Below are 26,238 nucleotides of genomic sequence, written 5' to 3'. Positions count from 1 at the left end.
TACAGCATGTATACATCTTAAAAGTTCATAGATCTATGGACTTAATCATTGAAGCGATTTCATTTTGTCATACAAGTTCGGGAAAAATAAAATTAAACAACGCGGCATGCGTATCGTCGCTATCCCACTTCGTATAGTTTTGTTGCATCTCCATACGATATTTTCTTGCCTTGCGCTGCCAACTTCCATTTGAATCCCCCTTACGAATCAAGTCAGCTCGATCATAATGACTCAAAGCATGGCGAAATCTTCGGAGTTGCCCTGGGTATCGATCATAAACATGATGAGCCAGTTGAACGAGTGACTTGAAGCCCCAACCAATAGGCCTTCCAAACTTGGCGGAGTACAAAATATTAAGCTCGCGAAGCGGTAGATGATCTGGCCATTGTGGAAGCTCAATACCATGTTTCTCAAACTGAACGCGTAAGTTCGCCCATCTTTGGCCCCCTAGCCCTTGCATGTCTAGGGGGCCATGCACATAATCGAAAAAATCTGTATGAAGTGCTTCTATTTCTGATTTTGCAGCTAAGGTCATTTCCCGAGTTGATACATCGTTTCTAATAGTTTCTACATCAACGAAAAATACTTGCTGCTTAACTAGGTCAATAGTAAGTTCACTAAACTCAACCTGCTTCTTTTCTAGATGGGGATCAGCACCTCCTATCGTAGGCGTTGCCCACAGACACTCAAATATGAGCCTATGATTTTCTTTTGATCTCTGAGTGCTTTCTTCATTAACAAGGAATGCATTCTGATTATTGTTAAAGAAGACATCATCTTGCATTAAACGTCTACCAGTTTCATTAAACTCGGCAAACACCCAAAATAGTAATGCCCCTTCCGCTTGGTAGAAGACTCGACGTTCAGCGATTACATCCAGAAATGTTGTAGAAAGCTGTACTTCGAACACGATAGGGATCGGTATGGCATCGGGAGTAGGTCGATAGCGGGCCTGCACGTCTGGCTGTCGCCACTTTCCATTTGCGCCACTCCAGTGCTTCTCAGATTTTAAATCCGTAAATCGTTTGTCCTCGCGAAGTGATTGAAGCAGCAATGCTTTCATTCTGCGATGTTTGTCGCTCTCCTTCGCGCCGTTATACTGCCGTGCCTTAATTTCTTCTTGGGATAAACTGCCTTTTGTTTGATAACGGCAACGCCCATCTTCATGTTGATGTCGAAAAAAGAAACGTCTTGTATCGTGGTGCTGGAGAAGTGATACAGGTACATGGCATTCACTGCACACGTAAACTGGTCTACCGCGAATCATTGCTTCTTTGATTTCCATGCGTGTTTGCATTAACACGGCCCTAGATTTGCTAACAACGAGCTCTAAGGACTCATGTATGCCGGTTCTCATATTTAGAACCACTGGAATAGCAGGTTTGGTAACGGACTCAGATAACATTGCTTTTATCCATTAGACAGAAACAAGACTTGAGTCTAAACCTTATGTTTCTCAATGGCAAAAGCCTGACATTGCCGAGCTCGATCGTGCAGTGAGGTACGCGTGTCGCTACTAGTTCTTAGAGAAAAATTGCTAGACGAACTCAAGGCTTGTACGAATGTCCGCTTTCGACCCAAAGCAAATACTCGGCTATCGCGGGCCTCTCATCGGTTTGCAGTGATTGCTGTCGGTTGCACCTTTCGCCTTGCTGACAACAGGGGCCTGGCTCGAAAGCAATTATCCAGATGGCATATCCGTCTACGCGGGGAGCTATAGAGAAAAAATTCTTGGCCGCGACCTATTTGAATCACGCGTACATGTGTTGTCGAAGCTTGTCGGAACATTGGCAGCAGTTCTGTAGGGAGTCTTTGCATCGCTCTAATATCGGACTCATGAAGCATACAAGGTGCGAGATTCTAAGGCTTGTATGGCTGATAGAGCGGCTTTACCTGCAGATGAGTGGTCATGGAAACTGCGGACGAGTGTGAGATCGGTCGATTTTCCAAAGCTTCCGAGAACGTGGAGACAGAAGCTGCAGATGCCGTCTGTGCCACCAAGGATATTCCCTTCGTAGTAGCTGCGTTGAGCGTCTGGCTGACGCAGTGCCGCACGGCTGACGGCTACTGCCAAATCGGGATAGATCTGTGCTAACGACGGTCTAGTTCCGTCATTACTGAGCATCCATGAGGACGTCAGCGCGAGTGCTCCGGCTGCGGAAAACGTACATTCGTTTAGCAGGGTATTCCTAGCGTGTAATGTGAGCGGTGAATTGGGAGCGTCAGTCACATCTGGCCGTGAAATCCAGTAGTAAAGGTCAGCGCATGCTTGCATCGCGCGATCTACTTCGATCAGTTCTTCGCTTTCGTACCTCTCCAATCTCAGCTTTTCGTTAAAGGCCATGCCAGTTGTCGCGTTCTAGCCTCATTTCGCATAATTCCCTGTAGAAATTTTCCTTGTCGGAAACACAAATCGGTAGACTTGTAATCCACGGCACGCTTGCTTCGTGATGGCGCAGCGTCAACCTAAAAATCATAATAACTAACGCTGCCCAAGGGCGATCCGATGAAACACCGTTTTGTATCTTTGCTTGCCGGCGCTTTGCTGGCAATAGTCAGTGCTGCCACTTGTGCCGCCGATGCTGACAACACTTCCCTCCACTTCGATATCAATCGTTTTGACGTTCGCGGTAACACGCTGTTGTCGACGCAGACGGTTGATAAATTGGTTGCGCCCTACCTTGGCAAGCATCGCGATTTTGCTGATGTGATGGGTGCGCTGGAAGCGCTGGAGGCGGCTTATCATGTACGCGGTTATCAACTGGTGCGCGTCGATCTACCAGAGCAGGAGCTGGATCACGGCACCGTAGTGCTGAATGTGGTGCAGACCAAGATCGGTAATGTGGTCATCGAGGGTAATAGCCATTTCGATGATGCCAATATCCGTCGCTCGTTACCCGCCTTGCATGAAGGACAAACGCCTGACCTGAAGGCAGTGTCCAAGAGCTTGAAGCTGGCCAATGAGAATCCGGCCAAGAAGGTTACGATGCGCATGAAGTCCGGTGCGCAGGACGATGAAGTCGAGGCGACGTTAGCGGTGGTTGACGAGTCGATCTGGCGTACTACGGTGAATTTGGACAATACCGGCACGTCTTCAACGGGCCGCACGCGTGCCGGTGTGGTGCTGCAGAACGCCAATATGTTCGGCCTCGATCATGTGATGAGCTTGCAGTACACGACCACGCTGGAAGAACCGAGTCGTGTCGGCGTGTATGGCGTCGGTTATCACATACCGCTGTATGCGCTCGGTGATTCGATGGATTTCTATGCGAGTTATTCGGATGTGAATGCGGGCGTCTTAAAAGTTGCAGTTGGAACGGGTACTTCAGATATCGGTATTAGTGGCAAAGGTAGTATGTTTGGCGCGCGGTATAACCAAAATTTGCAAACACGAGGGAATTACGAATCGAAGGTGATTTACGGCATTGATTACAAGATATTCAAAAATAATGTACAGGTAGATCAGATAGACATGTCGTTCTATTCAGGTGCTGATGTAACCGTTCATCCAATCAGTGTTGGATACCAAGGTGACTGGACATTGGAGAGTGGTTCTGCAGGGATGGCCTTAACTCTTCTGCACAATATTCCGGGTGGTGCGCGCGGTAGTCAAAAAGATTTTGAAAATGCCAAGCCTGAAGCAAATGCGGATTACACAGTACTTCGTTTTGCTGGGAGCCTGACGCAGGCTTTGCCATCCGAATGGTTGGCACGCGCAATCATAAACGGTCAGTACACTAAAGATGCTTTGATTTCTGGTGAGCAGCTCGGGGCCGGTGGCTCAACATCAGTTCGAGGATTTAATGAGCGTGAAGTTGCGAGTGATTACGGTGTTATTGGGAACTTCGAGGTTTACACGGCACCTTTGTGCGGCAATGGTAAGTGGCAATGCCGTGCTTTGGCTTTTTATGACAACGCATATCTCAAGCCTAACCATGTTCAACCAATGGATTTTCGCAAAATTTATATCAGCAGCATTGGTTTAGGCGTACGTTTGCAAATGGGTAATGACGTTAACCTGCAAGTAGACGTTGGTCATGTGCTGCATGATTCGGCGCTGACGGTCACCCGCAGCGGTGACAACCGTGTCCATGCCCGTCTTGCTTTGTCTTTCTAAGGTGCCATGATGAAGAAATCTATGAATATGGCTTTGAATAAATCAGCAATCCTGGCACGCTCTATTCGCTATGCGTTCCTGCCATCTGTGCTGGCGGCTTGTCTGGGCGTCGCCGGTATTGGTAGTGCGGTGGCGAATCCATCGAATCCGACGGTGGTGAATGGGCAAGTGACCTTCTCGCAGAATGGTAATGTTTTCACGATTACGAATAGCCCGAATGCGATCATTAATTGGGCTAGCTTTTCTATCGGTGCCGGCGAGATGGTGCGCTTCATCCAGCAGAACAGCAGTAGCAGCGTACTCAACCGCATTACCGGTCAGGACCCGAGCCGCATTATGGGGGCCTTGCAGTCGAATGGTCGCGTTTTCCTGATCAATCCGAACGGCATTATGTTTGGTGCAGGTTCGCAAGTGAATGTGGCCGGACTGGTGGCATCGACGCTGGCGATTTCGAATAGCGATTTCCTCGCCGGTAAAAACAAATTCACTGCAGGTGATGTTGCCGGTGCAGTGAGCAACATGGGTGCTATCACCACGCCGTCCGGCGGGCAGGTCTACCTGATTGCACCGGATGTCACGAATAGCGGCATCATCACTTCACCTAAAGGCGATGTGGTGCTGGCGGCAGGACGTAGCGTGCAATTGGCCGATTCCACCAATCCCGATATGCACGTCGTCGTATCGGCGCCGACTGATCAGGCGCTGAACCTGGGCGAAGTCATCGCGCAAGGTGGCAAGATCGGCATCTACGGTGCCTTGATCAATCAGCGTGGCAAGTTGAATGCGAACAGCGCAGTCGTCGGCGAGAACGGCAAGATCATTTTGAAGGCGAGCCGCACGACGCTGCTGGAAACCGGCAGCGTGACGACGGCGACAGGTATCAATGCCGGTGGCGAGATTCATGTGCTGGGTGAACAGGTCGGCTTGATGGGTGATGCACGTGTTGATGTCAGTGGACAGAACGGTGGCGGTACGGCGCTGATCGGCGGCGATTATCAGGGCAAAAATGCAGCCGTGATGAATGCGCAGCAAGTGTTTGTCGGCAAGGATGCAGTGATCAAGGCAGATGCCATTGCGAGTGGTAATGGCGGCAAGGTCATCGTCTGGGGTGATCAGACTGCGCAGGTTTATGGCTCCATCTTTGCACGCGGTGGTGCGGCATCGGGTAATGGTGGCTTTATTGAAACCTCAGGCCTGCATCATCTGGATGTGGCAGGGATACGTGTAAATGCTGGTGCGCCGAAAGGGAAAAACGGCCAGTGGTTGCTTGACCCGGAAAATATCATTGTGAACGATGGGCCGTCACCTTTGAGTGATGCTGCGGCATTTGACAGTCGTCCCGGCGAAACTACAGAAATTAGTGCGCAGTTACTGTCGGATGCGACAGCAGATGTCATTCTGCAAGCGACTAACAACATTACTTTTCAATCTGGTGTCGGCAACACACATGAAGGTGTGAGTCTCACTGCTCAGGCCGGCAACAACATATACGTGGATGCGATGTTGATTTTCACTGAAAACATAACGCTGGCTGCGAATTACTTTGGTACTGGCGAGGGGCGGGTTCTAGGTGATGGTATAAATGCCATCAATGCCGGAGGGATCAAGACCATTACAGACTATTTGAATCCGCCCGTCGTAGTCCCTCCTGTGATTCCACCCGTCGTAGTCCCTCCTGTGACACCACCCCCTTCCGCTGACATCTGTAGCATCGCGCCCAACTCGGCCTTGTGCCAGGTACTGTCGCCACCAACCGCCAGTGAGCCGGTCAAGCCGGTACAACAGGCAAGCAATGAAGTAATCAAGACTATTACTTCATCGACGCCGAAGACCGATTTCGATCAGGTGGCTTTCCTCGATACGAAAAAGCAAGGTGATACATCATCGAGTGGATCGGGATCATCATCAGCCGCAAGTACATCCGCACCAGATGATAAAAAGTCCGATGACAAAAAGCCCGACACCAAAGAAGTCGCATCCAATGACAAGAGTGAGTTAAAAAATGAACCAGCTAAAAAACTTTACTGCAATTAAGTCTCTGCTGTTGCTGGCAGCCTTGTGTGCGGCAACAGTGGTTCAGGCTGCATCTGGCGTCGGTACGGTCACGCATCTGAGTGGTCCTTTGCTGGCGAAGAAAGCGAACGGCAGCGTGCGCGTGCTGGGCGCGAAGTCGGCGGTTGACGCCGGCGATACGCTGTCGACCCAGGGCAAAGGCTACGCACAAATCAAGTTTAGCGATGGCAGTACGCTCATCCTGCAACCGGATACGGTGCTGACGATCGACAAGTTTTCGTATGACGTAGCGAAACCGGCGGCGGACAGTATTGCCTTCACTCTGGTGCAAGGCGGTGTGCGTTCGAACACGGGTTTGCTTGGCAAGCGCAGCAAGGATAGTGTGCAATTGGTGACGCCTTCGGCAACCATTGACATGCAGGCTGCGAATGTCGTTGTGCAATACGTCAAGCCAAATGCCGAAGCGGTTGCAGTTGCGCGCCAGGCTTATTTATTGGCGAGTACTGCTGCGCTGGACATGTCCATGCAAGCTACGCATAGCGATATGCCCGCGCCTTCTGCCATCCAGCCTTTGCTGCTGGCGCAACTCAATATACCTGTGCCGAAGAACGGGCCGCTGACGGCCACTCCCGGCACATCACCAGCATTGCAGCCGGGTTTGTATGTGCAGGTAATCGATGGTTTGATTAATGTGGCGAATAAGGGCGGCGCGCAGACTTTTTCTGCCGGTCAGTTTGGTTTTACTGCCAATCCGACGGTGCCTCCTGCTCTCGTGCCGAAGAATCCGGGGCTGCAGTTCACGCTACCAGTGGCATTTAGCGCGCCTCCTCCGGTCACGAATAGCAGTGCACCGCCTAGATCCAATACAGTTGATTGTGTGGTTCGTTAAACAATAGACTCGACATGATGATTGATCATGTGGGGAATGATTTGCTGTGACTGCTGTCGTATAAGCTGATGTCGCTCATTTTGGCGATTAAGTTGATACAGTGAGTGCAATGAAACAATCTCAAAAATATTTCAGACTAGGCTTGGTTCTATTGTTACCTGCCCTTTTAGTTCTTGGTGGATGTGGCGGATATGCGCGTACGCCCAACAGCAGTTCTGGTATAGATGCTTATGGTGTTATCGATGTGGGTGTGCAACACGAAAGTCGCTAGGCTTTGTGCGGTATCACCCGCTTCTTGCAAAAAGGCTTCCTCGGGAAGCCTTTTTATTTATGCACTGAATATGTCGCAGTCAGATATCAGACCGGATTAGCAATCCACCAATAACCAATGCCGCTGCCATTGCGTAAAACGTAACGCACATTGTTGACGAAGCGTTGCGGGAATTTACTGGCGTCGTTGTTGCTGCCGACTTCTCTCATCATGTCAGTGACGAGTTCGGCGCTTTTGTTTTTACTCAGTTTGGGATTGACTGTTGCGGCGACAACTTCTGATATTGCCACTACATTGCTGCGGCTATCGGCTTGCGAGTTATCTTCTGCGACCAAGGCGGTGACGCTGGTGACGTGCCCGGTTTCCTTGGAGACGGCGGCAGTCAGCGATATTCCGCTGGAGAATGTTTGCTGAAAGTAATCGTGTGCGGAGCCATGCTGCACATCGACTTTGTTGATTCTGAATGCCTGGCCATAAGTGCGCGCGGCAGCGTTGAATGCAGTGGCAAATTGTTCTGGCGTTAATTCAAACGCAGCTTCCTTGCTGAAGCTGTTTTGTGTTTCTGTCATCGCTGCCGTTTTTGTCTCGACGGCTTGCCCGCAGGCGGCCAAACTTAACACCAGCAAGGTGCAAGCTAACTTCTTCATGTCTCCTCCAAAGCCACCGCTATAGCGATGACTGTCTATGTCTGTTTGAATCTATTTTTTTATTTTGTGTGCGGCCTCACTGGCTCCGCACAATTTGCAGATTACACCAATCGGATTGGGTATTTGCAGGTTTCTGCATGGGTGTTGTCGGTGGCCGACGTCTTGTAAAAAAGAGGTGGCTGGAGAAGATGTCTGGGATGCAATTTTTGGCATTTTTCAGATGCCGGATGTCGTCCGTGGTCGCGATCGGACGCTTGATTATTCCTGATAGCGCAAGGCGTCAACCAAGAGTCTGAATGCCGGTGACGCTTGTCGGCGGCTTGGATAGTAAAGGTGATAGGCCGGAAACGTCGGGCACCAGTCCTGCAGGACGTAAGCAAGTTCGCCGCTGGCAACATAAGGTTCCACCATATCTTCCGGTAGATACGCCAGGCCAAAACCTGCCAAGGCTGCTTTCATGATGGCGGTTCCTGTGTTGAATACCCATTGGCCATCCACATGCGCTTTCAAGGGCAGATTGTTTTTTTCGAATTCCCAAACCAGCAGGCTGTCGTGGGTAGGCAAGCGTAGATTGATGCAACTATGTGCGGCCAGTTCCTGTGGCGTCTTCGGTGCCGCATGTTTAGAGAAGTAAGACGGCGCACCAACAACCGCCATGTGCAGTTCCGGACTGATGCGCACGGCGATCATGTCTTTTTCTACTTGATCGCCAAGACGCACGCCGGCGTCAAATCGTTGCGCAACGATGTTGGTCATTCCATAGTCGAGATTGATTTCGACCTTGATGTCCGGATAGTCCGCCAGAAGTTTGGACAGCTTGGGCCAAATAATATGGTTCGCAGCATGTTCAGCTGTCGTGATGCGGATGGTGCCGGCAGGTTTGTCCCTCAGTTCGCTCAAGGCGGCGAGTTCTGCCTCGATTTCTTCAAAGCGTGGTCCTATGTTCAACAGCAATCGTTCCCCTGCCGCTGTTGGCGAAACACTCCGCGTGGTGCGAGTGAGCAGTCGCAGTCCCATGCGTGTCTCCAAACCACGGATGGTGTGGCTCAACGCAGATTGAGAAACCCCGAGCTGGGCTGCCGCTCTGGTAAAGCTTCCTTCGCGTGCTACCACCAGGAAAGCTTGGAGATCGTTGAAGTTTTCGCGTGCCATTGATGAGTTTAATTCATTAACCTATGCTGATTATAGGCTCTAATCAAGATAAAGCTTTCCCGTTACATTATGGTTAGTAATCAACGGCGCTTGAGCTGTATGCGGCCAGTGATATCCGGATCAACCAATTTTTGGAGATGAGGAAAACATGACTATGAACGTTCTGGGTTATGCGGCACAGTCCGCGCAGGAAGCTTTAGCCCCCTTCCGCTTCGATCGCCGTGATCTGCGTGCAGATGACGTAGCCATCGAAATTCTTTACTGCGGTGTGTGTCACTCGGATTTGCATAGTGCGCGCAATGACTGGGGAAACAGCATGTATCCGCTGGTGCCGGGACACGAAATCATAGGTCGTGTGTTGAGCGTGGGTAAAGCGGTCACGCGTTTCAAAGCGGGCGACCATGTGGGTGTTGGCTGCATGGTGGATTCTTGTCAGCAGTGCGATCCTTGCAAACAAGGGCATGAACAGTATTGCGTCAAATTTCCTATCGTGACTTATAACGCGCATGACAAGCACGACCACACACCTACTTACGGTGGTTATTCCGAGAAGATCGTGGTGTCGGATAAATTCGTGTTGAAAGTACCGGATGGCCTCGATCTGGCTGGTGCTGCGCCACTGCTGTGCGCCGGGATCACGACCTGGTCGCCCTTACGTCACTGGAAGGCCGGTAAGAACAGCAAGGTTGCCATCATTGGTCTGGGTGGTTTGGGCCACATGGCATTAAAACTGGCAAGCGCGCTGGGTGCAGATGTCACTCTATTCACGCGTTCCAAAGGCAAGGAAGACGATGCTACGCGTCTGGGTGCAAAGCATATCGTGCTGTCCAGCGATGACGCGCAAATGGCTGCAGTTCATGGCAAGTTCGACTTGATCATCGATACCGTGCCGTATGTGCACGACCTTAATCCCTACGTCACGACGCTGGCTATTAACGGCACGCTGGTTTTGGTTGGCTATTTAGGCGAGCTTGATCCCATGCTTAATACCGTTCCGATGATCATGGGGCGCAAAGCAGTGGCCGGTTCCCTGATAGGTGGTATTGCAGAAACGCAGGAGATGCTGGATTTTTGCGGCAAGCACAACATCACCTCCGACATTGAAATGATCAATATGCAAGAGATCAACGATGCCTACGAACGCATGCTCAAGAGCGATGTGAAGTATCGCTTCGTCATCGATATCGCCACGCTCAAAGCCTGAGCAAACAGTATTCATGAACATCACTTTGGTCGCGCACAGCGCGGGCCAGAAAGAAAAGGAAATTCAAAATGGAAATCAAACGTAGCGGCTCACAAGCATCCGGCAAAGGTCCGGTTGAATATTTCACCGGCACTGTGCGTGTCGATCCACTGTTCACTGCACAGGCGCCTGCTCGTGCCTTGGGCGTCAGCGTCACTTTTGAACCCGGTGCCCGGACTGCCTGGCATACGCATCCATTGGGTCAAACGCTGATCGTCACTGCTGGCGCTGGACTTGTGCAAAAACGCGGCAGTCCTATTCAGGAAATTCGACCAGGCGATGTGGTGTGGATTGCGCCGGGCGAAGAGCATTGGCATGGTGCGCAGGCGACGACTGCCATGACCCATATCGCAATTCAAGAAGAGCTCGAAGGAAAAACTGCTGATTGGCAGGGGCAAGTGCGTGAGCAGGAATATCTGGCGCACTAATTTTGGTGGCAGTGAGTGATGGGAATCGGGAGCAAGTGATGACGGACGTTGAAAGTAATAAAGGTCGAGAAAAACAGCGAGAAATGGTACTGCTGATCGTTTTGGTCAGCTATCTGATGCTCGTGCTCGACATTTCTATCGTCATCACAGCGCTACCGAAGGTACAGCAGGATCTTGGCTTCTCGTCGGCCGGGCTTTCGTGGATACAGAACGCTTATATGCTCTCCTTTGGCGGCTTGCTGCTGTTGGGTGCACGTGCCGGTGACATCCTCGGGCGTCGTCGCATGTTCGTGAGCGGCTTGATATTGTTCACCGCCGCATCACTTGCGATTGCATTGGCACAGTCGCCTGCATGGTTGCTGTGTGCACGCGCGATACAAGGCGTGGGCGCGGCGATTCTTGCACCATCGACATTGGCTCTGCTAACAGCCAATTTCCCGGAAGGCCCACAGCGCACGCGTGCAATTAGTCTTTATGGTGCGACCGCTGGTGTGGGTGCCAGTATCGGTCTGGTATTGGGCGGGATAATCGCGGACTGGTTGTCCTGGCGCGTTGGTTTCTTTATCAATCTGCCCATCGGCATCGCACTGATTGTCGGCGCGTTACGTTACATCAAAGAGACCGAACGTCACTCAGGACAGTTCGATCTGCTGGGTGCTGTGAGCTCGACATTAGGTATGAGCGCATTGGTTTATGGCTTGGTTCGTTCGGCCAGTACCGGATGGCATGACCCTCTTACTGTCAGCTCTCTTGTGGCTGGCGTCATATTCATTGTGCTTCTGGTTTGGAATGAGTCGAGAGTAAAACATCCGATCATGCCGCTGCGTTTGTTCGCGAGCCGTGAGCGGACAGGTGCTTATGCAGCGCGTGTTTTGTTCCTTGGTGCGATGGTGGGCTTCTGGTTTTTTACGACGCAGTTCATGCAAGGTGTGCTGGGCTTCAGCCCGTTTGAAGCCGGCTTGGCTTTTCTGCCGACGACCTTGCCTAATTTTGCAGCAGCAATGGCGGTGCCGATGTTGATTAGACGATTTGGCAATGGGCGTGTTCTTGCGGGCGGGCTGGTCCTGTCACTGATCGGTATGGCTTGGCTTAGCCAAGTGTCGGCACATACATCCTATTTAACAGGCGTCGCCCTCCCCATGATTTTGATAGGTATAGGTCAAGGCGGAACACTCAGCCCGCTCACGGTTGCAGGCATCGCTGGCGTACCTGCAGCAGATGCTGGTGCGGCATCTGGGCTGGTGAATGTTGCGCATCAATTGGGTGGTTCGTTTGGGCTAGGCATTCTCGTGGTTGTATTTGCGGCGGCGGGCAGCGGTTTATCTGGGGCAAACTTACTGGCGCATCAAATCGCAGCGTCATTTACCGCTGGTGTCGTGATGCTCGCAATCGCACTTGCCGTCGTCTTGTGGCTGATTGTTTGGCCGGGGATGTCGAGAAAGTCGGAGTCACTTTTAGTCCACTAGGTCCGCATTCTGCTTGGGTAGTCACGGACTGCTGGTTCGCAGATAGCACTTAGCACTCGCTAACCTTCCCTAAAGTCACCACTTATTTGATGGTGGCTTCTTTCTATCGGTTGGATGGGATCTGGGCAGTTTTTTGCATAAGTAATCTTGTGCAAAGAAGAATGTCTTGCTGGAAACATTTTCCCGCCAAGAGCGTAGAATCGCTGCCTCGTCGTTGCTGAGGTTTGAGCCGGAGAAAACTGACAAATTTGTCATTTCCCGGTAAGCAACAAGACATGGATGGCACGGTATATTGATTAACTTGCGGGCTTTTTATTCAAAGCGCTCGCTGTTTTGCCAAACGAGGATGCGGCCCTCGGTGGTACTGCCTCTGTTGTATCTAATACAAGAACGGAAATTACTCGATGTGGATAGTCAAAATCGCCTTGCGGCGACCGTATACCTTCCTTGTGATGGCACTGCTGATTTTTCTGGCGACGCCGATTGCATTGACACGCATGGCGACCGATATCCTGCCGGATATCGATATCCCGGTCATCAGCATCATCTGGAATTACAACGGTTTGTCCGCACAGGAGATGGGGCAGCGCATCACGGGCATCAATGAACGTGTGCTGACGACGACCGTCAACGACATCGAACATATTGAATCACAAACGCTGGCCGGCGTGGCTGTGATCAAGGTCTTCTTCCAGCCGAACGCGAATATCCAGACCGCGATCGCGCAGGTCGGTTCGGTATCGCAAGCGATTCTGCGTCAAATGCCACCTGGTATTACCCCGCCGTTGGTCATCAAATATTCCGCTTCCAGTATTCCAGTCATGCAGCTCGGTTTGTCCAGCCCGACGATGTCGGAACAGGGTTTGTTCGATCTGGCCTTGAATGCGGTGCGAACCAAGCTGGTGACGATACCTGGCGTTGCTATTCCTTATCCTTATGGCGGCAAGAGCCGCGTCGTCTCGGTTGATCTGGATGCACAGGCTTTGCAATCCAAGGGTTTGTCACCGATTGATATCGTCAACGCGATTAATGCACAGAATTTGATTTTGCCGGGCGGCACCGCCAAATTCGGCTCGACGGAATTTACCGTCAGCATGAACGGTTCACCGCGTGCGCTGGATGAATTGAACGATCTGCCAGTGCGCACGCTGAATGGCGCAACTACTTATCTGGGTGAAGTGGCGCATGTGCGCGACGGTTTTACACCGCAAACCAATATCGCGCGACAAGATGGTCAGCGCGGCGTGTTGTTGTCGCTGTTGAAGAATGGTGGCGCTTCCACGCTGGCGATTGTTGATAACGTGCGCGCTGCATTGGCCGACATCATTCCGGGTTTGCCGGATGATGTGAAAGTGACGGCGCTGTTCGATCAGTCGGTCTTCGTCAAGGCAGCGATTAGCGGCGTGATGCATGAAGGCTTGATCGCGGCTTGTCTGACAGCGGCGATGATTTTGCTCTTCCTTGGTAACTGGCGCACGACTTGTATCATCGCGATTTCGATTCCTTTGTCGGTGCTGTCATCGATACTTGCGCTGCATGCACTCGGCGAGACGATCAACATCATGACGTTGGGCGGACTCGCACTCGCGGTCGGTATTCTGGTCGATGATGCGACGGTGACGATTGAGAATATCGAACGCTATCTGCATCTAGGCCACGATCTGGAAACGGCGGTGCTGGAAGGCGCGGGCGAGATTGCGATCCCGACGCTGGTAGCGACACTGTGTATCTGTATCGTGTTCGTACCTATGTTCTTCCTCACTGGCGTGGCGCGTTACCTGTTCGTGCCGCTGGCTGAAGCGGTGATGTTTGCGATGATTGCGTCTTATATCCTGTCGCGTACCTTGATCCCGACCTTGGTCATTCTGTTCATGCGCAAATCGCATGGCACTGGCGCTGATGCGGATGCACAAAAAACCGGCAAGCCGAGTTTGCTGCAACGTACTTACAAAAGTTTCGATGCGCGTTTCGAGCGGATGCGCCGCGGTTATATTCTGGTGCTCAGCGCCTTGCTGCCGCGGCGGCGCTTTTACGCTTCGATCTTTCTCGGATTTACCGTATTGTCGAGTGGCCTTTATTTCACCTTGGGGCAGGACTTTTTCCCGAGCGTGGATGCCGGTTTGATACGTCTGCATTTCCGCGCACCGACTGGCACGCGGATAGAAGAGACGGCGCGTCTGGCTGATCAAATTGAAGCTGTGATACGCGAAAAAATTCCAGCCAATGAATTGGAAACCATACTCGACAATCTTGGCTTGCCGTATAGCGGTATCAATCTGTCGTACAGCAACGCCGGCACCATAGGTACGCTCGATGGTGAAATCCAGATCGCGCTGAAGAAAGACCATGCGCCGACGAACAAGTACGTCGAACAATTACGTGCAGAATTGCCAAGTCGTTTCCCCGGCATAGAATTTTTCTTCCAGCCGGCTGATGTGGTGACGCAGATCCTCAACTTTGGTTTGCCGGCAGCGATAGATGTGCAATTCGCCGGTAACAATATCAAGGAAAATTATCGCCTCGCCACGCAATTGCAGAATGCAGTGAAGCAGATCCCCGGTGCAGTGGATGTACACATACAGCAGCGTATCGATCAACCAACGATGAAGTTGATGATGGATAGAAGCCGCTTGCAACAGATGGGATTGAGCGCGAGCAATGTGGCGCAGAATGTCTTGATCCCGCTATCCGGCAGTTCGCAGACGGCACCATCGTTCTGGCTCAATCCGAATAACGGCATTCCATACAGCATCAGTGTGCAGACGCCACAGTACAAAATTGATTCCATTGATGCACTGATGCAGATACCAGTAAGTACCGGCGGTGCAAACGCGCAGACGCAATTGCTGAGCAATCTGGTGGACGTCACATCTGGTCGTGAACAAGCGGTCATCTCGCGTTACAACATTGAACCGGTGATCGACTTGTACGTCAGCGTCAACGGTCGCGATCTCGGTTCGGTTGCAAAAGATGTAGAGAAAGCGATAGAACCGATACGCGCACAATTGCCTAAAGGTTCGAAGATCACGATGCGCGGCCAGGTAGAAACGATGAAGTCTTCCTTCGTCGGTTTGGCGATTGGTCTGGCGATGGCGATTGTGTTGGTGTATCTGCTGATCGTGGTCAACTTCCAGTCGTGGATAGATCCTTTCATCATCATTACCGCACTGCCGGGCGCATTGGCCGGTATCGCATGGATGCTCTTTCTAACCGGCACTACACTCAGTGTGCCGGCGTTGACGGGGGCGATCATGACGGTGGGTGTAGCGACGGCGAATAGTATTTTGATGGTGTCGTTTGCGCGACAGCGTTTGCTCGCTGGTGAACCACCATTGTCGGCTGCACTGGAAGCGGGTGCGACGCGCCTGCGTCCGGTCCTGATGACGGCGCTGGCGATGATTATCGGTATGTTGCCGATGGCACTCGGCTTCGGCGAAGGTGGCGAACAAAATGCGCCGCTGGGTCGCGCCACTATTGGCGGCTTGCTGTTCGCGACTGTATCCACTTTATTCTTTGTGCCGCTGGTATTTGCCGGCGTTCATCAATTCCTGGCGCAGCGTGCAGCCAAAAAAGGTTTGCCGCCGCTCCACACTGCCGTACTCGAAGGAAAGAACTGATATGACTGAAGAACGCCACGCCAATATTGGCATCCAGGGCTTGCAGGCACACGGAGCTGCACGCGGTATCCATCGCCTGCGTTTGCTCGGTCGCGTGCAGAAATTCGCTTTACTGATTGTTTGTGTACTCATCATCGGTGCAGCCATCGTCATCGGTTTGCGTTTCGCCAAGGCGAGTGAGTTGGCGGATGTCTCCAAGCAGCAAGCGATGCGCTACGTGACAGTGGTGAATCCGCGCGACGCTGCCGCCGATAACTTGCTGCGTTTGCCTGGTACCTTGCAAGGCGCCATCGAAGCACCGATTTACGCGCGCACCAATGGTTACGTCACACGCTGGGTCAAGGACATCGGTGATCCGGTCAAGCGCGGCGATTTGCTGGCGCTGATCGATACGCCGGAAGTGGCACAGCAATTGAACGAAGCGAAAGCCACGCAGGCACAAGCTGTCACCAATCTGCAATTGGCGAAGAGCACCTTCGAACGTTGGGATGCCTTGCGCAAACGCGATGCAGTATCGCAACAGGATCTGGATGAGAAGCGTAATACTCTGGCCGTTGCAGTTGCGGCAGATAATTCCGCCAAGGCGACTGTGCAGCGCTTGCAAGATCAGCTCGGTTATAGCCGTGTCATTGCACCTTTCGATGGCATCGTCACGCGTCGCAATATCGATATCGGTACCTTGATCGATGCCGGTGGTGGTGCCCGCGTATTGTTCACCATGGCGAAAAGCGATCCCTTGCGCGTTCATATCTACGTGCCGCAAGGTTATTCGACGCAAATCAAGACTGGTGACAAGGTTGGTATCACCTTGACTGAAATTCCAGGCAAAGTATTTGAAGGCAGCATCGCGCGCACTGCCGGTGCAATCGATACGCTGACACGTACCTTGCAAGTCGTCGTTGACTTGCCTAATCCTAACGGCGAGCTGTTGCCCGGCGCGTATGTACAAGTTGCCGTCAAAGCGAACGGTAGTGGCACCGGAGCATTGACGATACCTAGCAATGCCTTGTTGTTCCGTCCGGAAGGAACGCGCGTGGCGATTGTTAACGATGGCAAGGTGCATTTGCAGCCGGTCGTGATTGGTCGTGAGCTGGGTGTGGATGTCGAACTGGCCAGCGGCGTAAAAGCGCAGGATAAATTGATCATCAATCCATCCGATTCCTTGAGCGAAGGCGATGCCGTCAGCGTGATCGTGCCGAAGGACGCCAAGCCTGCAGGCGGCAATACTGCACCCAAGGGGAAAGCATCGTGATGCTGCGTCGTGCCCCTGCTTCTGCATTGTTGCTGACGTTGTTGGCCTTGGGCGGTTGCGCAGTTGGTCCCGATTATAAAAAACCGGATGCGCCGATTGCACAAGCATGGAAGGCCGAACCAGGTTGGCAAGCCGGCAATCCGCGCGATGGCGAATTGAAGGGCGCGTGGTGGGAAGTTTTCAGCGATCCCGAATTGAATGCTCTGCAGGAACAGGCGCTGAAGAATGGTCAAACCATGGTCATCGCGCAAGCGCGTGTTGATCAGGCACGTGCGCAAGCGAATGTCGCCAACAGTGCCTTCTTCCCTAAAGTAGGCGTGCAGGCCGGTACTACGCGTAATCGCACTTCCGCCGACAGGCCGCTGACGAATCCTGCGACGCAGAATGTATCCATCATTCAAAACGACTTTAACGCCAGCTTCAATGTTAATTACGAATTGGACTTGTTCGGACGTGTGCGTAGACAGGCTGAAGGTGCAAGCGCCAGTGCGGAACAAGCGCAAGCCGATTTTGAAAATACGCGTCTGATCCTGACGGCGGAACTTGCTGCGGATTATCTGGCTTTGCGCCAGAGCGATAGTGAAATTGATTTGCTGCGACAAACGTTGGGTGCGCAAACCAAGGCGCTTAATTACATCAGTACCTTGCATGAACTGGGTGCGGTATCTGGTCTGGATTTGAATCAGCAGCAAGGATTGACCGCAGCGACACAAACGCAACTCACCTTGCTGGAAGATCAGCGTGCGCGTTATCAAACTGCGATTGCCACGTTGGTCGGTGTACCCGCGCCAGACTTCACTCTGCCGGTTAATTTGAAATTGGTTGTGGTGCCCAAGATTCCATTGACGGCACCGGCTGCCTTGCTGGAACGTCGGCCGGACATCGCTGCTGCCGAACGCGCGATGGCTGCGGCCAATGCGCAAATCGGTTTGGCGCGTAGTGCATTCTTCCCATCGCTAGGTTTGTCTGGATTGGTGGGCAGCGATGCGAATCAACTCAGCAATCTGTTTAGTGCACCGGCGCTGTTGTGGGCAATCGGTGTGAGTGCATCGCAGAATATTTTTGATGGTGGTCGTATCAGCGCCAATGTTGATTTTGCGAAAGCGGGTTATCAGCAATCGGTCGCCACTTATAGACAAAGCGTGTTGACGGCATTCCAGGAAGTGCAGGATGGCTTGAGCGGTGATGTGGCATTGGAACGTGCGGCAGGATCGGCCAAGATAGCTGCCGATAGCGCAGATCGTTCGCTCGGTTTATCGATGGATCGTTATCAGCATGGGATCACGACGAATCTGGAAGTGGTGATTGCACAGCAAACCTTCCTCAACTATCGTCGTCAGGAAGTGCAATTGCATGGACAGCGTTTGCTCAATACCGTACGCCTGGTCAAGGCATTGGGTGGTGGTTGGCACGCAGTGCATGAATAAATTTTTTACTCGGCTTTACTGATGCCGCTCGTTACGATTTATCTATCGACTCGGGAAATGGTGATGGTATGAAAATCCTGCTGGTTGAAGATGAAGTAAAGACAGTCGCCTATCTGCAGCGCGGATTGACTGAGCAAGGCTATGCCGTTGATGTCGCGAGTAACGGCATCGATGGTCAGCATCTGGCATTGACGGGTGACTACGATGCCATCGTGCTCGACATCATGCTGCCGGGTCGTGATGGTATCGAGGTCTTGCAGGCTTTGCGACTGCACAAGAGTACGCCGGTCATCATGCTGACTGCGCGTGGTGAAGTCGATCATCGCATTCATGGCTTGCAGAGTGGTGCCGATGATTATTTGGTCAAGCCGTTTTCCTTTCTTGAATTGCTGGCGCGATTGCAGGCGCTGAGCCGCCGCGGCCGTCCACAGGAATCGACGCATATCCGTATCGCCGATCTGCATATAGACCTGATGGCGAGACGCGCAATGCGCGGTACGCGGCGACTTGATCTTACGGCCAAGGAGTTTGCCTTGCTGGCGGCGTTGGCGCGGCATCGTGGTCAAGTTTTGTCGAAAACTGTCATCGTCGAAATGGTATGGGACGTCAACTTCGACAGTAATACCAATGTGGTTGAAGTGGCGATCAAACGCCTGCGCGCCAAGCTGGACGAGCCATCCGACATCAAATTGCTACACACGATACGCGGCATGGGTTATCTATTGGAAGAACGTAACGAGGCTGGTGCATGAGCGCGAAACTATCCGTCAATACACATTCAATTGCACGCCGCCTTGCCTTGATGTTTGCGGTAGCGGCGACGCTGGTGTTTTCCATCACCGGTTATGCCTTGTATCAATTCCAGTGCATAGAATTGCGTCGGCATCAGTTGCAGGAGCTGAATACGCGTTTTGATTTTGTGGAAAACATCATCGTCAAGCGCATCAACAATGCGCATAGATGGACGTTGCTGGAAGAAAAAATGGTGGACCTCGTGCCGCAGGATGGCAGCGTTGTTTATCTGGTCGAAAGCAATGATCCGCAGTATCGACTTGGTACGCCATTTGCCGCCGATGCGCAGGTCAGCAATGAAGGCAATCGCATGCGTCGTATCGAGACGGCGACGCGTACCTATCTGACGATCAGCGGCGAAGTTGCTGCATATGAAGACAGGCCGGCGGTGTTGTTGACGGTGGGTATGGATGCCAGCGCTTTTGATACAACTGCTCGTGCGATTAATGCGGGATTGGTGTTTGCTTTTTTCTTCTGTGTCGTTGCTGTTGCCGGTCTGGGTTGGTGGATTGCGCGCCGCGGATTGGCAGCAGTCGATGAACTGTCACGTCATGCGGAAAAATTGAGTCCGTTGAATTTGGCTGAGCGCTTGCCCGCACGTAATCTGCCTAGTGAGCTTAATGGTTTGGTGTTGTCGTTCAACGGTGCGCTGGATCGTGTTGAACAGGCGTATGTGCAATTGTCGACATTCAATGCAGATGTGGCGCATGAGTTGCGCACACCACTTGGTAATCTGATTGGCCAGACACAGGTGATCTTGTCACGTGAGCGCTCGGCAGAAGAATTGACGGAAGTCTTGCAATCCAATCTGGAAGAATTGGAGCGCTTGCGGACCATTATTAACGACATGCTCTTCCTGGCGCAGGCTGATCGCGGCATGCGTGCCGATAATTTGAAACTGACATCGATAGCGGCAGAAGTAGCCAAGAGTGCAGAGTTCCTCGATATGCTGGTCGAAGATGCAGGCGTGTCCTTGTCGATAGAGGGTGATGCCGATGCCTGTATAGACCGTTCCCTGTTCGGTCGCGCGATTACCAATCTCTTGTATAACGCAATCCAGCATTGCGATCGCAATTCAACGATACGCATATATATCGAAAAAACCGCTACCGATGTGGTGATCAATGTCAGCAATCAAGGTGTGCCGATTGCTTCACATCACCTAGACCGTCTATTCGACCGTTTTTATCGCGTCGATTCTGCGCGTACCGATAGCGGCAACAGTCACGGCCTTGGCCTGGCGATTGTTCAGGCAATTGCTCTGATGCATGGTGGTACGGTGTTTGCCGCCAGCAATGAGTATGTGACGACGATAGGATTTACAGTGGCGGACGGCTCTGCATCTGCCTAGTAAGGCAATAGTGAACATTTCTGCAACGTAAATGGGCATCAGCTTGATCCAAATGGCATACAACATTATGGTCGCAGCGTAGAATAATGGCAGCCATAGTTGAAGAGGATCAAAATGAAAAAAGTGGAGTTGGAGCACATACAGATAGTCTGGTATCAGGATTCCATTTCTGGTGAAACCGCCTCGGCTGGTTTTCAGGGGAAGACGCAGAACTTCTGGGTGCATCTGGAATACTTTCCGCGCGAAGTGACGGAAGCGTATTTGATGGATGAAGGTGAAGCCAGACCACATCCGAAAGACCATTGGGCCTATGCACGTGGAATTCTGGTTTAAGTACTGACGACAAGAAATAGTTTTTCTTGTTCACAAGTAAAACTACAGCTGTGTAGTTTCAATTCTCGTGTGAACCCTTAATTCCGATGTCGCTCTTCCCGTCTTTCAGAAGTAATGATGACGGGAAGAATGTTCGTGAATTATTTGGGGAATATCTCGAACGCTTCGCCTACTTTCAAGGCAACCAGATCGTAGAGTGAGTGGCGTGGCTCAGGCCCGGTACGTTCGAATCCTTCCACCGTATCCGGCTCTACACCTTCCGGTGGTGGCACAAACTGCATCCAGTCTTCATAACCGGGATGATCCTTCAGATTGCGATTGAGTTCGTCCAGAAACTCTTGCTTGCTCAGCTTTTTCACAGCCATGGCGACCTCCTTGAAGTATGGTTCATCTTAGCACGCTGAGTTGCGCATTGTTTTGCATCTATGCGTAAGGTCGCGCTGATGAATTTCTACAGAGTATCGCCTGATGTCAAAACAAAGCGCCACGTGCGGATACCGGCCATGCATGCTCCACCGTCTTGCCGCGAAATGCGATGAGCCAATCGTGCAGATTGACAGTCGGATCGCAATGACTGGGGATCAATCTAACCTTATCACCGACTTGCAAAGGTGCAGCGGTATCGTCGGGAATGATCACTGTGTGTTCGTCCGATAATGTTTTGACCGACCATCCTGGTAATTGAATACGCGGCAATCCTTGATCGACAGCAAATGCCTTCAAGCCGCCATCCAGTACTGCATGACCAGCTTGCACGCTGATTACTGTGCATAGACCGAACAACGCATGTTGCAAAGGCGTGCTTCCTTCTTCCAGCTTGTTCGCGGCGTAATCGGTATCCATCAATACATACGAACCTGGCTGTACTTCGGTGTACAAGGCGGAGCTTGCTTCATGCATATAGGTGCCGGTGCCACCGCCGGTAATCGTGGTGCATGGGAAACCGGCTGCTTCCAGTTCCTGCACGATGTTACGTACTTTTTCTACGGCAGATGTAACTGCAGCTGCACGTTCCTGCGGTTGTCGCATGTGTTGCGCTGAACCGCGGAAGGCATGTATGCCGACAAAGCGTAGATGTGGATGATACTGCTGGATGGTGCGTGCGAGATCGATAGCTTCAAACGCATTTGCTACACCGCAACGACCATGGCCGATATCGACTTCGACCAGCACGTCAATATGCGTGCCTTCTTTTACGACAGCATCGCCGAGTTGTTCGATCTGTATAGGATGGTCGGCACAAACACCAATATGCGCTCGACCGGCCAGTGCAGCCAGACGGTCAACCTTGCGCATGCCGACAATTTGATTCGTGATCAGTACATCTTGTATGCCTGCATCAACGAAGACTTCTGCTTCGCTCACCTTCTGGCAGCAGATGCCGTTGGCGCCAGCACCAATTTGTTTATGTGCGATGGCAGGGCTTTTGTGTGCTTTGCCGTGTGGGCGCACCTGTAATCCTGCTTGCAGGATCCGTGTATGTACGTGGGCCAGATTGTCTTCGAGTGCATCGAGATCGACCAGCAAGGCCGGCGTGTCCACGCTGTGGAGTAAATCACCGGTAGCGGCTGGTGCGGCCTGTATTTTGTTGAACGATAAATCCTTGTAATTCATGTGTTCCCTTAATGCGCCGAATTAATGCGCAAGAATATTGGAGAGGAATTGTTGCGCTCTTTCCGAGCGGGCATCCAGATTGCCAAAGAATTCTTCCTTGCTGCAATCTTCGACGATGATGCCTTTGTCCATGAAGATGATGCGATCTGCCACTTTACGGGCAAATCCCATTTCATGTGTGACGCACATCATGGTCATGCCTTCCTGTGCGAGTTCCACCATGACATCCAGCACTTCATTCACCATTTCCGGATCGAGCGCAGAAGTCGGTTCATCGAACAACATGCAGATCGGATCCATCGACAGTGCGCGTGCAATTGCTACGCGTTGCTGCTGTCCACCGGATAATTGCCCTGGATATTTATCGGCCTGCGTCTTCAAGCCGACGCGCTCCAGATACAGCATGCCTTTTTCCATCGCCTCTTCCTTGCTGCGTCGCAAGACATGTACTTGCGCCAGCGTCAAATTTTCGCGGATGGATAGATGCGGAAATAATTCAAAGTTTTGAAACACCATGCCGACGCGCGAGCGCAGCTTGGGCAAGTCGGTGCCGTGTGCGTTGACCGAGATGCCATCGACCATGATCTTGCCGGTGGTGATGGGTTCCAGGCCATTGACGGTTTTAATCAAGGTTGATTTTCCCGAGCCGGATGGGCCGCAGACGACGACTACATCGCCTTTGGCAATCTGCGTTGAGCAATCGGTTAATACTTGAAAATTGCCATACCACTTCGATACACGATAAATATCGATCATGATTTTTTTGCTCCTGATAAGCGCTTGACCAGCATGGATGCGGTGAAGCAAATAATGAAATAAGTTGCGCCGGCGACCAGCATCATTTCTTCGACGCGACCATCGCGTTCACCTATGCCTTCGGCACTGGTGAAGAAATCTGCCAGCGAGATGATGTAGACCAGCGAAGTGTCTTGAAACAGAATGATCAATTGCATCAAGAGCAGCGGCAGCATATTGCGGAATGCTTGCGGCAGGATGACCAGACGCATCGCTTGCATGGGACGCATACCCAATGCATAGGAAACGGCGAGCTGCCCTTTGGGTATGCTTTGTATACCGGCGCGCATGATCTCTGCGTAATAAGCAGACTCAAACAAGGCAAAGCCGATCAGTGCAGACAACATGCGAGTGTCCATCGTTTGCGGTACCCAGAACAAACTCTTGAGTAACTGCGGTACCACCAGATAGAAGCCCAGCAAGACCATGGCCAAAGGCATGGAACGAAAGAAGTTGACGTAAGCGGCAGAGAACAGCGACAGCACGCGGAAGCGTGATAGTCGCATCATTGCCAATACAGTGCCCCATATCAAGCCGACGGCCAGTGCAGTGCCCGCTACCTTCAGGGACACTTCCATGCCTTCGATCAACACGCTGATGGCTTCCGGCGTGAGGATACTAAAATCCAGACCTAGCATGATTTCCCCTTAATTTCCTGCAGTGCCGGGAATGCGCATGCGCTTCTCCAGCAAGTGCATCGCCAGCATGACGGTCAGGTTGATGATGAAGTAGCACACGATGACGGCGATGAAGGATTCATAGGCACGTGCGGTGTAATCGTTCAATTGCCGCGTGCGGGCAAACAGATCGATCACGCCTATCGTTGCTGCGATGGATGAGTTCTTGAAAATACTCAGCATCTCCGATGTCATGGGTGGCAGGATCACGCGGTAAGCAATCGGCAACAGAACGTAACGATAAGTTTGCGGTGTGGTAAATCCCATTGCCAGCGCAGCATTACGCAAGCCACGCGGTACCGATTGAATGCCTGAATACACTTGTTCACACACGCGTGCTGCAGTGAAAAATCCCAGGCCCAACGTTGCGGTCACGAATGCCGTCGTGGCCGGCGGTTGTGAGAACAACCATGAGCGCCAAGTCTCAGGCAGAAATTTTGGTGCGAGGTAATACCACAGGAATAATTGCACGATCAGCGGCACGTTGCGTACCACTTCCACATACGCCGTCGCGATGAAGGATAGAAAGCGATGGTTGGCAGTGCGCATAACGCCGAGGATGGAGCCAAGTACGAAGGCGAGTATCCAACCCAGCACGCCCATCTTGATGGTGGTCCAGAAGCCGGACAGCAGCCAGTCAAAATAAGTCTCGCGTCCATTGGCCGATTCGAGAAAAATTCCCCAATACCAGTCATAAGTCATGATGTTTCCTTAGCTGTTTCTTGTGATGCAGACGTTGCAAAGCCGGGCGACGCATACAACATGCCGCCCTTCCTATGCATGCGTTTGACTTGTTTATTGAATGGCTTTGTCGTTCGGATGGGCGTACAGATTTTTCACGTCATCCGATACGGGATAGCTGAGTTGCAACTGGCGTGGAGGAATAGGATTCTCAAACCATTTTTTGTAGATAGGCATAATTTGGCCGGACTTCATCAAATCGGCGACTACACCATCAACTAATTTCTTGAATGGAGCATCGTCCTTGCGCATCATGCAGCCATACGCTTCACGCGATTGCGGTGTGCCGACGACATGCCATTTTTCTGGATTCTTGGATTTGGCGCGTTCGCCGTAAAGAATCGCATCATCCATCATGAAGGCCACCGCTCGCCCGCTATCGACAGATAAAAATGCCTGGCCGTTTTCCTTGGCGGCGATGATATTCATGCCCAGATTTTTTTCATCATTGACCTTGTTGAGCAAGCGTTCCGAGGTGGTGCCTGCTGTGGTCGAGACATTCTTGCCTTTCAGATCAGCGAAATCCTTGATGCCGGAATCCTTGGCGGTCAGCAGACGTGTCCCGATGATGAAGATGCTGTTAGAGAAGGCAACCTGCTTCTGACGATCTTCGGTATTGGTGGTGGTGGAACACTCCAGATCGAGCGTGCCGTTTTGCATCAACGCAATACGATTCTGTGCGGTGAAAGGCATGATGCGGTATTGCAGGTTAGGAATTTTCAATTCGGTTTTTAGATGATCGACGACCTTCATCATGATATCGACTGAATAGCCGACGAATTGCGAACCTTCAAGGTTGTAGCTGAATGGCGCGGTAGATTCACGTGCACCCAGCGTGATCATGCCGGTGTCCTTGATTTTCTTGAGCGTACCTGTGAGTTCTTGTGCATGCACGACACCTGCGAACAGACCGGCGGAAAGGATTAAAGCGAAGCTATTAACAATTTTCATTTGATCATCCTGAAAGTGAACAAGGACGCAAGCTGTCTCGGCGGTATCATCGTGACGATGCCGCGCAGAATAAATGGTTTGCTACGGATAGGGCCGAGACGTGACATGCAGGGATTACTTGCGTCAAATAATTAGCCGCCCCGCTGTCCTATTTACCTGAGAGTTTCGCGAGCATTGCCCGCTTTCCCCTTCGGTGGGTTGCGTACCAACTATTCGCAACCTCTCTCCAGATCGGCCAAATTACGCCGCAGTTGTTGTTGCCTGAGTGATTATGGGGATGCACCTTCGGCGGGGGAAAACCCCTCTCTCCTGCGGAGTAATACCGATACAGCAATTGTTGTGCCACGGAAGATGCACAATCTTGGTGAATGAACGTTTTGCTTATTTTTTAGGCAAGCTCTTGTTTGCTATTTTGCAGAGAGAAGATGTTTAATATACAGCGCATCTGGAAAAAAATAATGG

General features: G+C 51.7%; 22 protein-coding genes and 1 riboswitch. Of the genes, 13 read left to right on the top strand and 9 right to left on the bottom strand.

The window, feature by feature from the left end:
• Positions 1 to 67: 67 nt before the first annotated feature.
• The gene (locus tag AC07N2_RS03890; RefSeq protein ID WP_494777096.1) at positions 68 to 1,357 is read right to left on the bottom strand and encodes a DUF6035 family protein; all 1,290 of its coding nucleotides are present in this window, start codon (positions 1,355 to 1,357) and stop codon (positions 68 to 70) included.
• Between the two features lie 552 nt (positions 1,358 to 1,909).
• Here AC07N2_RS03890 and AC07N2_RS03885 point away from each other — a divergent pair.
• The 4 genes from AC07N2_RS03885 to AC07N2_RS03870 all read left to right on the top strand — a co-directional run bounded on the left by AC07N2_RS03885 (position 1,910) and on the right by AC07N2_RS03870 (position 7,019).
• Positions 1,910 to 2,095 (top strand): hypothetical protein, encoded by a 186-nt coding sequence (locus AC07N2_RS03885; protein ID WP_494777095.1) that lies wholly within the window; start codon positions 1,910 to 1,912, stop codon positions 2,093 to 2,095.
• Between the two features lie 411 nt (positions 2,096 to 2,506).
• A complete protein-coding gene (locus AC07N2_RS03880) occupies positions 2,507 to 4,117 on the top strand; it encodes a ShlB/FhaC/HecB family hemolysin secretion/activation protein (protein ID WP_494777094.1) in 1,611 nt (536 codons plus the stop codon).
• A gap of 6 nt (positions 4,118 to 4,123) precedes the next feature.
• A complete protein-coding gene (locus AC07N2_RS03875) occupies positions 4,124 to 6,151 on the top strand; it encodes a two-partner secretion domain-containing protein (RefSeq protein WP_494777093.1) in 2,028 nt (675 codons plus the stop codon).
• Positions 6,120 to 7,019, top strand: a complete 900-nt coding sequence (locus AC07N2_RS03870) for a FecR family protein (RefSeq protein ID WP_494777092.1) — start codon at positions 6,120 to 6,122, stop codon at positions 7,017 to 7,019. Before AC07N2_RS03875 ends, AC07N2_RS03870 begins: the two co-directional genes overlap by 32 nt.
• 357 nt (positions 7,020 to 7,376) lie before the next feature.
• Here AC07N2_RS03870 and AC07N2_RS03865 read toward each other — a convergent pair whose 3' ends face one another.
• Positions 7,377 to 7,937: a hypothetical protein gene (locus tag AC07N2_RS03865; RefSeq protein WP_494777091.1), complete on the bottom strand. Its 561-nt coding sequence runs from the start codon at positions 7,935 to 7,937 to the stop codon at positions 7,377 to 7,379.
• Positions 7,938 to 8,195: 258 nt separating this feature from the next.
• Positions 8,196 to 9,089, bottom strand: a complete 894-nt coding sequence (locus tag AC07N2_RS03860) for a LysR family transcriptional regulator (RefSeq protein ID WP_494777090.1) — start codon at positions 9,087 to 9,089, stop codon at positions 8,196 to 8,198.
• A gap of 154 nt (positions 9,090 to 9,243) precedes the next feature.
• Here AC07N2_RS03860 and AC07N2_RS03855 point away from each other — a divergent pair, with 154 nt between their 5' ends.
• The 9 genes from AC07N2_RS03855 to AC07N2_RS03815 all read left to right on the top strand — a co-directional run bounded on the left by AC07N2_RS03855 (position 9,244) and on the right by AC07N2_RS03815 (position 20,998).
• Entirely contained in the window at positions 9,244 to 10,293 is a 1,050-nt protein-coding gene (locus AC07N2_RS03855; RefSeq protein WP_494778107.1) for an NAD(P)-dependent alcohol dehydrogenase, read from the top strand.
• A 68-nt stretch (positions 10,294 to 10,361) separates the two neighbouring features.
• Positions 10,362 to 10,760 (top strand): (R)-mandelonitrile lyase, encoded by a 399-nt coding sequence (locus tag AC07N2_RS03850; protein WP_494777089.1) that lies wholly within the window; start codon positions 10,362 to 10,364, stop codon positions 10,758 to 10,760.
• A gap of 38 nt (positions 10,761 to 10,798) precedes the next feature.
• Entirely contained in the window at positions 10,799 to 12,226 is a 1,428-nt protein-coding gene (locus AC07N2_RS03845; RefSeq protein ID WP_494777088.1) for an MFS transporter, read from the top strand.
• Between the two features lie 404 nt (positions 12,227 to 12,630).
• Positions 12,631 to 15,843: an efflux RND transporter permease subunit gene (locus AC07N2_RS03840; protein WP_494777087.1), complete on the top strand. Its 3,213-nt coding sequence runs from the start codon at positions 12,631 to 12,633 to the stop codon at positions 15,841 to 15,843.
• Between the two features lies 1 nt (position 15,844).
• Entirely contained in the window at positions 15,845 to 17,095 is a 1,251-nt protein-coding gene (locus tag AC07N2_RS03835; RefSeq protein ID WP_494777086.1) for an efflux RND transporter periplasmic adaptor subunit, read from the top strand.
• Positions 17,095 to 18,522 carry an efflux transporter outer membrane subunit gene (locus AC07N2_RS03830; protein WP_494778106.1) on the top strand — a complete coding sequence of 476 codons (1,428 nt, stop codon included), beginning with the start codon at positions 17,095 to 17,097 and terminating at the stop codon, positions 18,520 to 18,522. The genes AC07N2_RS03835 and AC07N2_RS03830 overlap by 1 nt, the downstream gene beginning before the upstream one ends.
• A 68-nt stretch (positions 18,523 to 18,590) precedes the next feature.
• On the top strand, positions 18,591 to 19,274 hold the full coding sequence (locus tag AC07N2_RS03825; protein ID WP_494777085.1) for a heavy metal response regulator transcription factor: 684 nt from the start codon (positions 18,591 to 18,593) through the stop codon (positions 19,272 to 19,274).
• On the top strand, positions 19,271 to 20,665 hold the full coding sequence (locus AC07N2_RS03820; protein WP_494777084.1) for a heavy metal sensor histidine kinase: 1,395 nt from the start codon (positions 19,271 to 19,273) through the stop codon (positions 20,663 to 20,665). Before AC07N2_RS03825 ends, AC07N2_RS03820 begins: the two co-directional genes overlap by 4 nt.
• A 114-nt stretch (positions 20,666 to 20,779) precedes the next feature.
• Positions 20,780 to 20,998: a hypothetical protein gene (locus tag AC07N2_RS03815; RefSeq protein WP_076592745.1), complete on the top strand. Its 219-nt coding sequence runs from the start codon at positions 20,780 to 20,782 to the stop codon at positions 20,996 to 20,998.
• 140 nt (positions 20,999 to 21,138) lie between these two features.
• On the opposite strand, the gene AC07N2_RS03810 is transcribed toward AC07N2_RS03815, so the two are convergent.
• From AC07N2_RS03810 to AC07N2_RS03785, 6 genes are all read right to left on the bottom strand, one after another.
• Positions 21,139 to 21,363: a hypothetical protein gene (locus AC07N2_RS03810; protein ID WP_494777083.1), complete on the bottom strand. Its 225-nt coding sequence runs from the start codon at positions 21,361 to 21,363 to the stop codon at positions 21,139 to 21,141.
• 106 nt (positions 21,364 to 21,469) lie between these two features.
• Positions 21,470 to 22,612, bottom strand: a complete 1,143-nt coding sequence (locus AC07N2_RS03805) for a DSD1 family PLP-dependent enzyme (protein WP_494777082.1) — start codon at positions 22,610 to 22,612, stop codon at positions 21,470 to 21,472.
• Positions 22,613 to 22,633: 21 nt separating this feature from the next.
• A complete protein-coding gene (locus AC07N2_RS03800; protein WP_494777081.1) occupies positions 22,634 to 23,368 on the bottom strand; it encodes an amino acid ABC transporter ATP-binding protein in 735 nt (244 codons plus the stop codon).
• Complete coding sequence (locus tag AC07N2_RS03795; protein ID WP_494778105.1) at positions 23,365 to 24,048, bottom strand: ABC transporter permease subunit; 684 nt, start codon at positions 24,046 to 24,048, stop codon at positions 23,365 to 23,367. Before AC07N2_RS03795 ends, AC07N2_RS03800 begins: the two co-directional genes overlap by 4 nt.
• Positions 24,049 to 24,054: 6 nt before the next feature.
• Complete coding sequence (locus tag AC07N2_RS03790) at positions 24,055 to 24,786, bottom strand: amino acid ABC transporter permease (RefSeq protein WP_494777080.1); 732 nt, start codon at positions 24,784 to 24,786, stop codon at positions 24,055 to 24,057.
• A 93-nt stretch (positions 24,787 to 24,879) separates the two neighbouring features.
• Positions 24,880 to 25,776, bottom strand: coding sequence for a glutamate/aspartate ABC transporter substrate-binding protein (locus AC07N2_RS03785; protein ID WP_494777079.1), 897 nt, complete (start codon positions 25,774 to 25,776; stop codon positions 24,880 to 24,882).
• A 135-nt stretch (positions 25,777 to 25,911) separates the two neighbouring features.
• Positions 25,912 to 26,016: riboswitch (glycine riboswitch) on the bottom strand.
• Positions 26,017 to 26,238 lie beyond the last annotated feature (222 nt).

The organism is Herminiimonas sp. GW821-FHT09C12 (assembly GCF_059416385.1).
Note: the sequence above shows the minus strand (reverse complement) of the source record. Positions and strands in the feature narration are given on the sequence as shown.

Excerpts from the sequence above, each read along its gene's own strand:
- AC07N2_RS03890 (WP_494777096.1), bottom strand. The coding sequence starts at position 1,357 with ATGAGAACCGGCATACATGAGTCCTTAGAGCTCGTTGTTAGCAAATCT.
- AC07N2_RS03885 (WP_494777095.1), top strand. The coding sequence starts at position 1,910 with ATGGAAACTGCGGACGAGTGTGAGATCGGTCGATTTTCCAAAGCTTCC.
- AC07N2_RS03880 (WP_494777094.1), top strand. The coding sequence starts at position 2,507 with ATGAAACACCGTTTTGTATCTTTGCTTGCCGGCGCTTTGCTGGCAATA.
- AC07N2_RS03875 (WP_494777093.1), top strand. The coding sequence starts at position 4,124 with ATGATGAAGAAATCTATGAATATGGCTTTGAATAAATCAGCAATCCTG.
- AC07N2_RS03870 (WP_494777092.1), top strand. The coding sequence starts at position 6,120 with ATGAACCAGCTAAAAAACTTTACTGCAATTAAGTCTCTGCTGTTGCTG.
- AC07N2_RS03865 (WP_494777091.1), bottom strand. The coding sequence starts at position 7,937 with ATGAAGAAGTTAGCTTGCACCTTGCTGGTGTTAAGTTTGGCCGCCTGC.
- AC07N2_RS03860 (WP_494777090.1), bottom strand. The coding sequence starts at position 9,089 with ATGGCACGCGAAAACTTCAACGATCTCCAAGCTTTCCTGGTGGTAGCA.
- AC07N2_RS03855 (WP_494778107.1), top strand. The coding sequence starts at position 9,244 with ATGAACGTTCTGGGTTATGCGGCACAGTCCGCGCAGGAAGCTTTAGCC.
- AC07N2_RS03850 (WP_494777089.1), top strand. The coding sequence starts at position 10,362 with ATGGAAATCAAACGTAGCGGCTCACAAGCATCCGGCAAAGGTCCGGTT.
- AC07N2_RS03845 (WP_494777088.1), top strand. The coding sequence starts at position 10,799 with ATGACGGACGTTGAAAGTAATAAAGGTCGAGAAAAACAGCGAGAAATG.
- AC07N2_RS03840 (WP_494777087.1), top strand. The coding sequence starts at position 12,631 with ATGTGGATAGTCAAAATCGCCTTGCGGCGACCGTATACCTTCCTTGTG.
- AC07N2_RS03835 (WP_494777086.1), top strand. The coding sequence starts at position 15,845 with ATGACTGAAGAACGCCACGCCAATATTGGCATCCAGGGCTTGCAGGCA.
- AC07N2_RS03830 (WP_494778106.1), top strand. The coding sequence starts at position 17,095 with ATGCTGCGTCGTGCCCCTGCTTCTGCATTGTTGCTGACGTTGTTGGCC.
- AC07N2_RS03825 (WP_494777085.1), top strand. The coding sequence starts at position 18,591 with ATGAAAATCCTGCTGGTTGAAGATGAAGTAAAGACAGTCGCCTATCTG.
- AC07N2_RS03820 (WP_494777084.1), top strand. The coding sequence starts at position 19,271 with ATGAGCGCGAAACTATCCGTCAATACACATTCAATTGCACGCCGCCTT.
- AC07N2_RS03815 (WP_076592745.1), top strand. The coding sequence starts at position 20,780 with ATGAAAAAAGTGGAGTTGGAGCACATACAGATAGTCTGGTATCAGGAT.
- AC07N2_RS03810 (WP_494777083.1), bottom strand. The coding sequence starts at position 21,363 with ATGGCTGTGAAAAAGCTGAGCAAGCAAGAGTTTCTGGACGAACTCAAT.
- AC07N2_RS03805 (WP_494777082.1), bottom strand. The coding sequence starts at position 22,612 with ATGAATTACAAGGATTTATCGTTCAACAAAATACAGGCCGCACCAGCC.
- AC07N2_RS03800 (WP_494777081.1), bottom strand. The coding sequence starts at position 23,368 with ATGATCGATATTTATCGTGTATCGAAGTGGTATGGCAATTTTCAAGTA.
- AC07N2_RS03790 (WP_494777080.1), bottom strand. The coding sequence starts at position 24,786 with ATGACTTATGACTGGTATTGGGGAATTTTTCTCGAATCGGCCAATGGA.
- AC07N2_RS03785 (WP_494777079.1), bottom strand. The coding sequence starts at position 25,776 with ATGAAAATTGTTAATAGCTTCGCTTTAATCCTTTCCGCCGGTCTGTTC.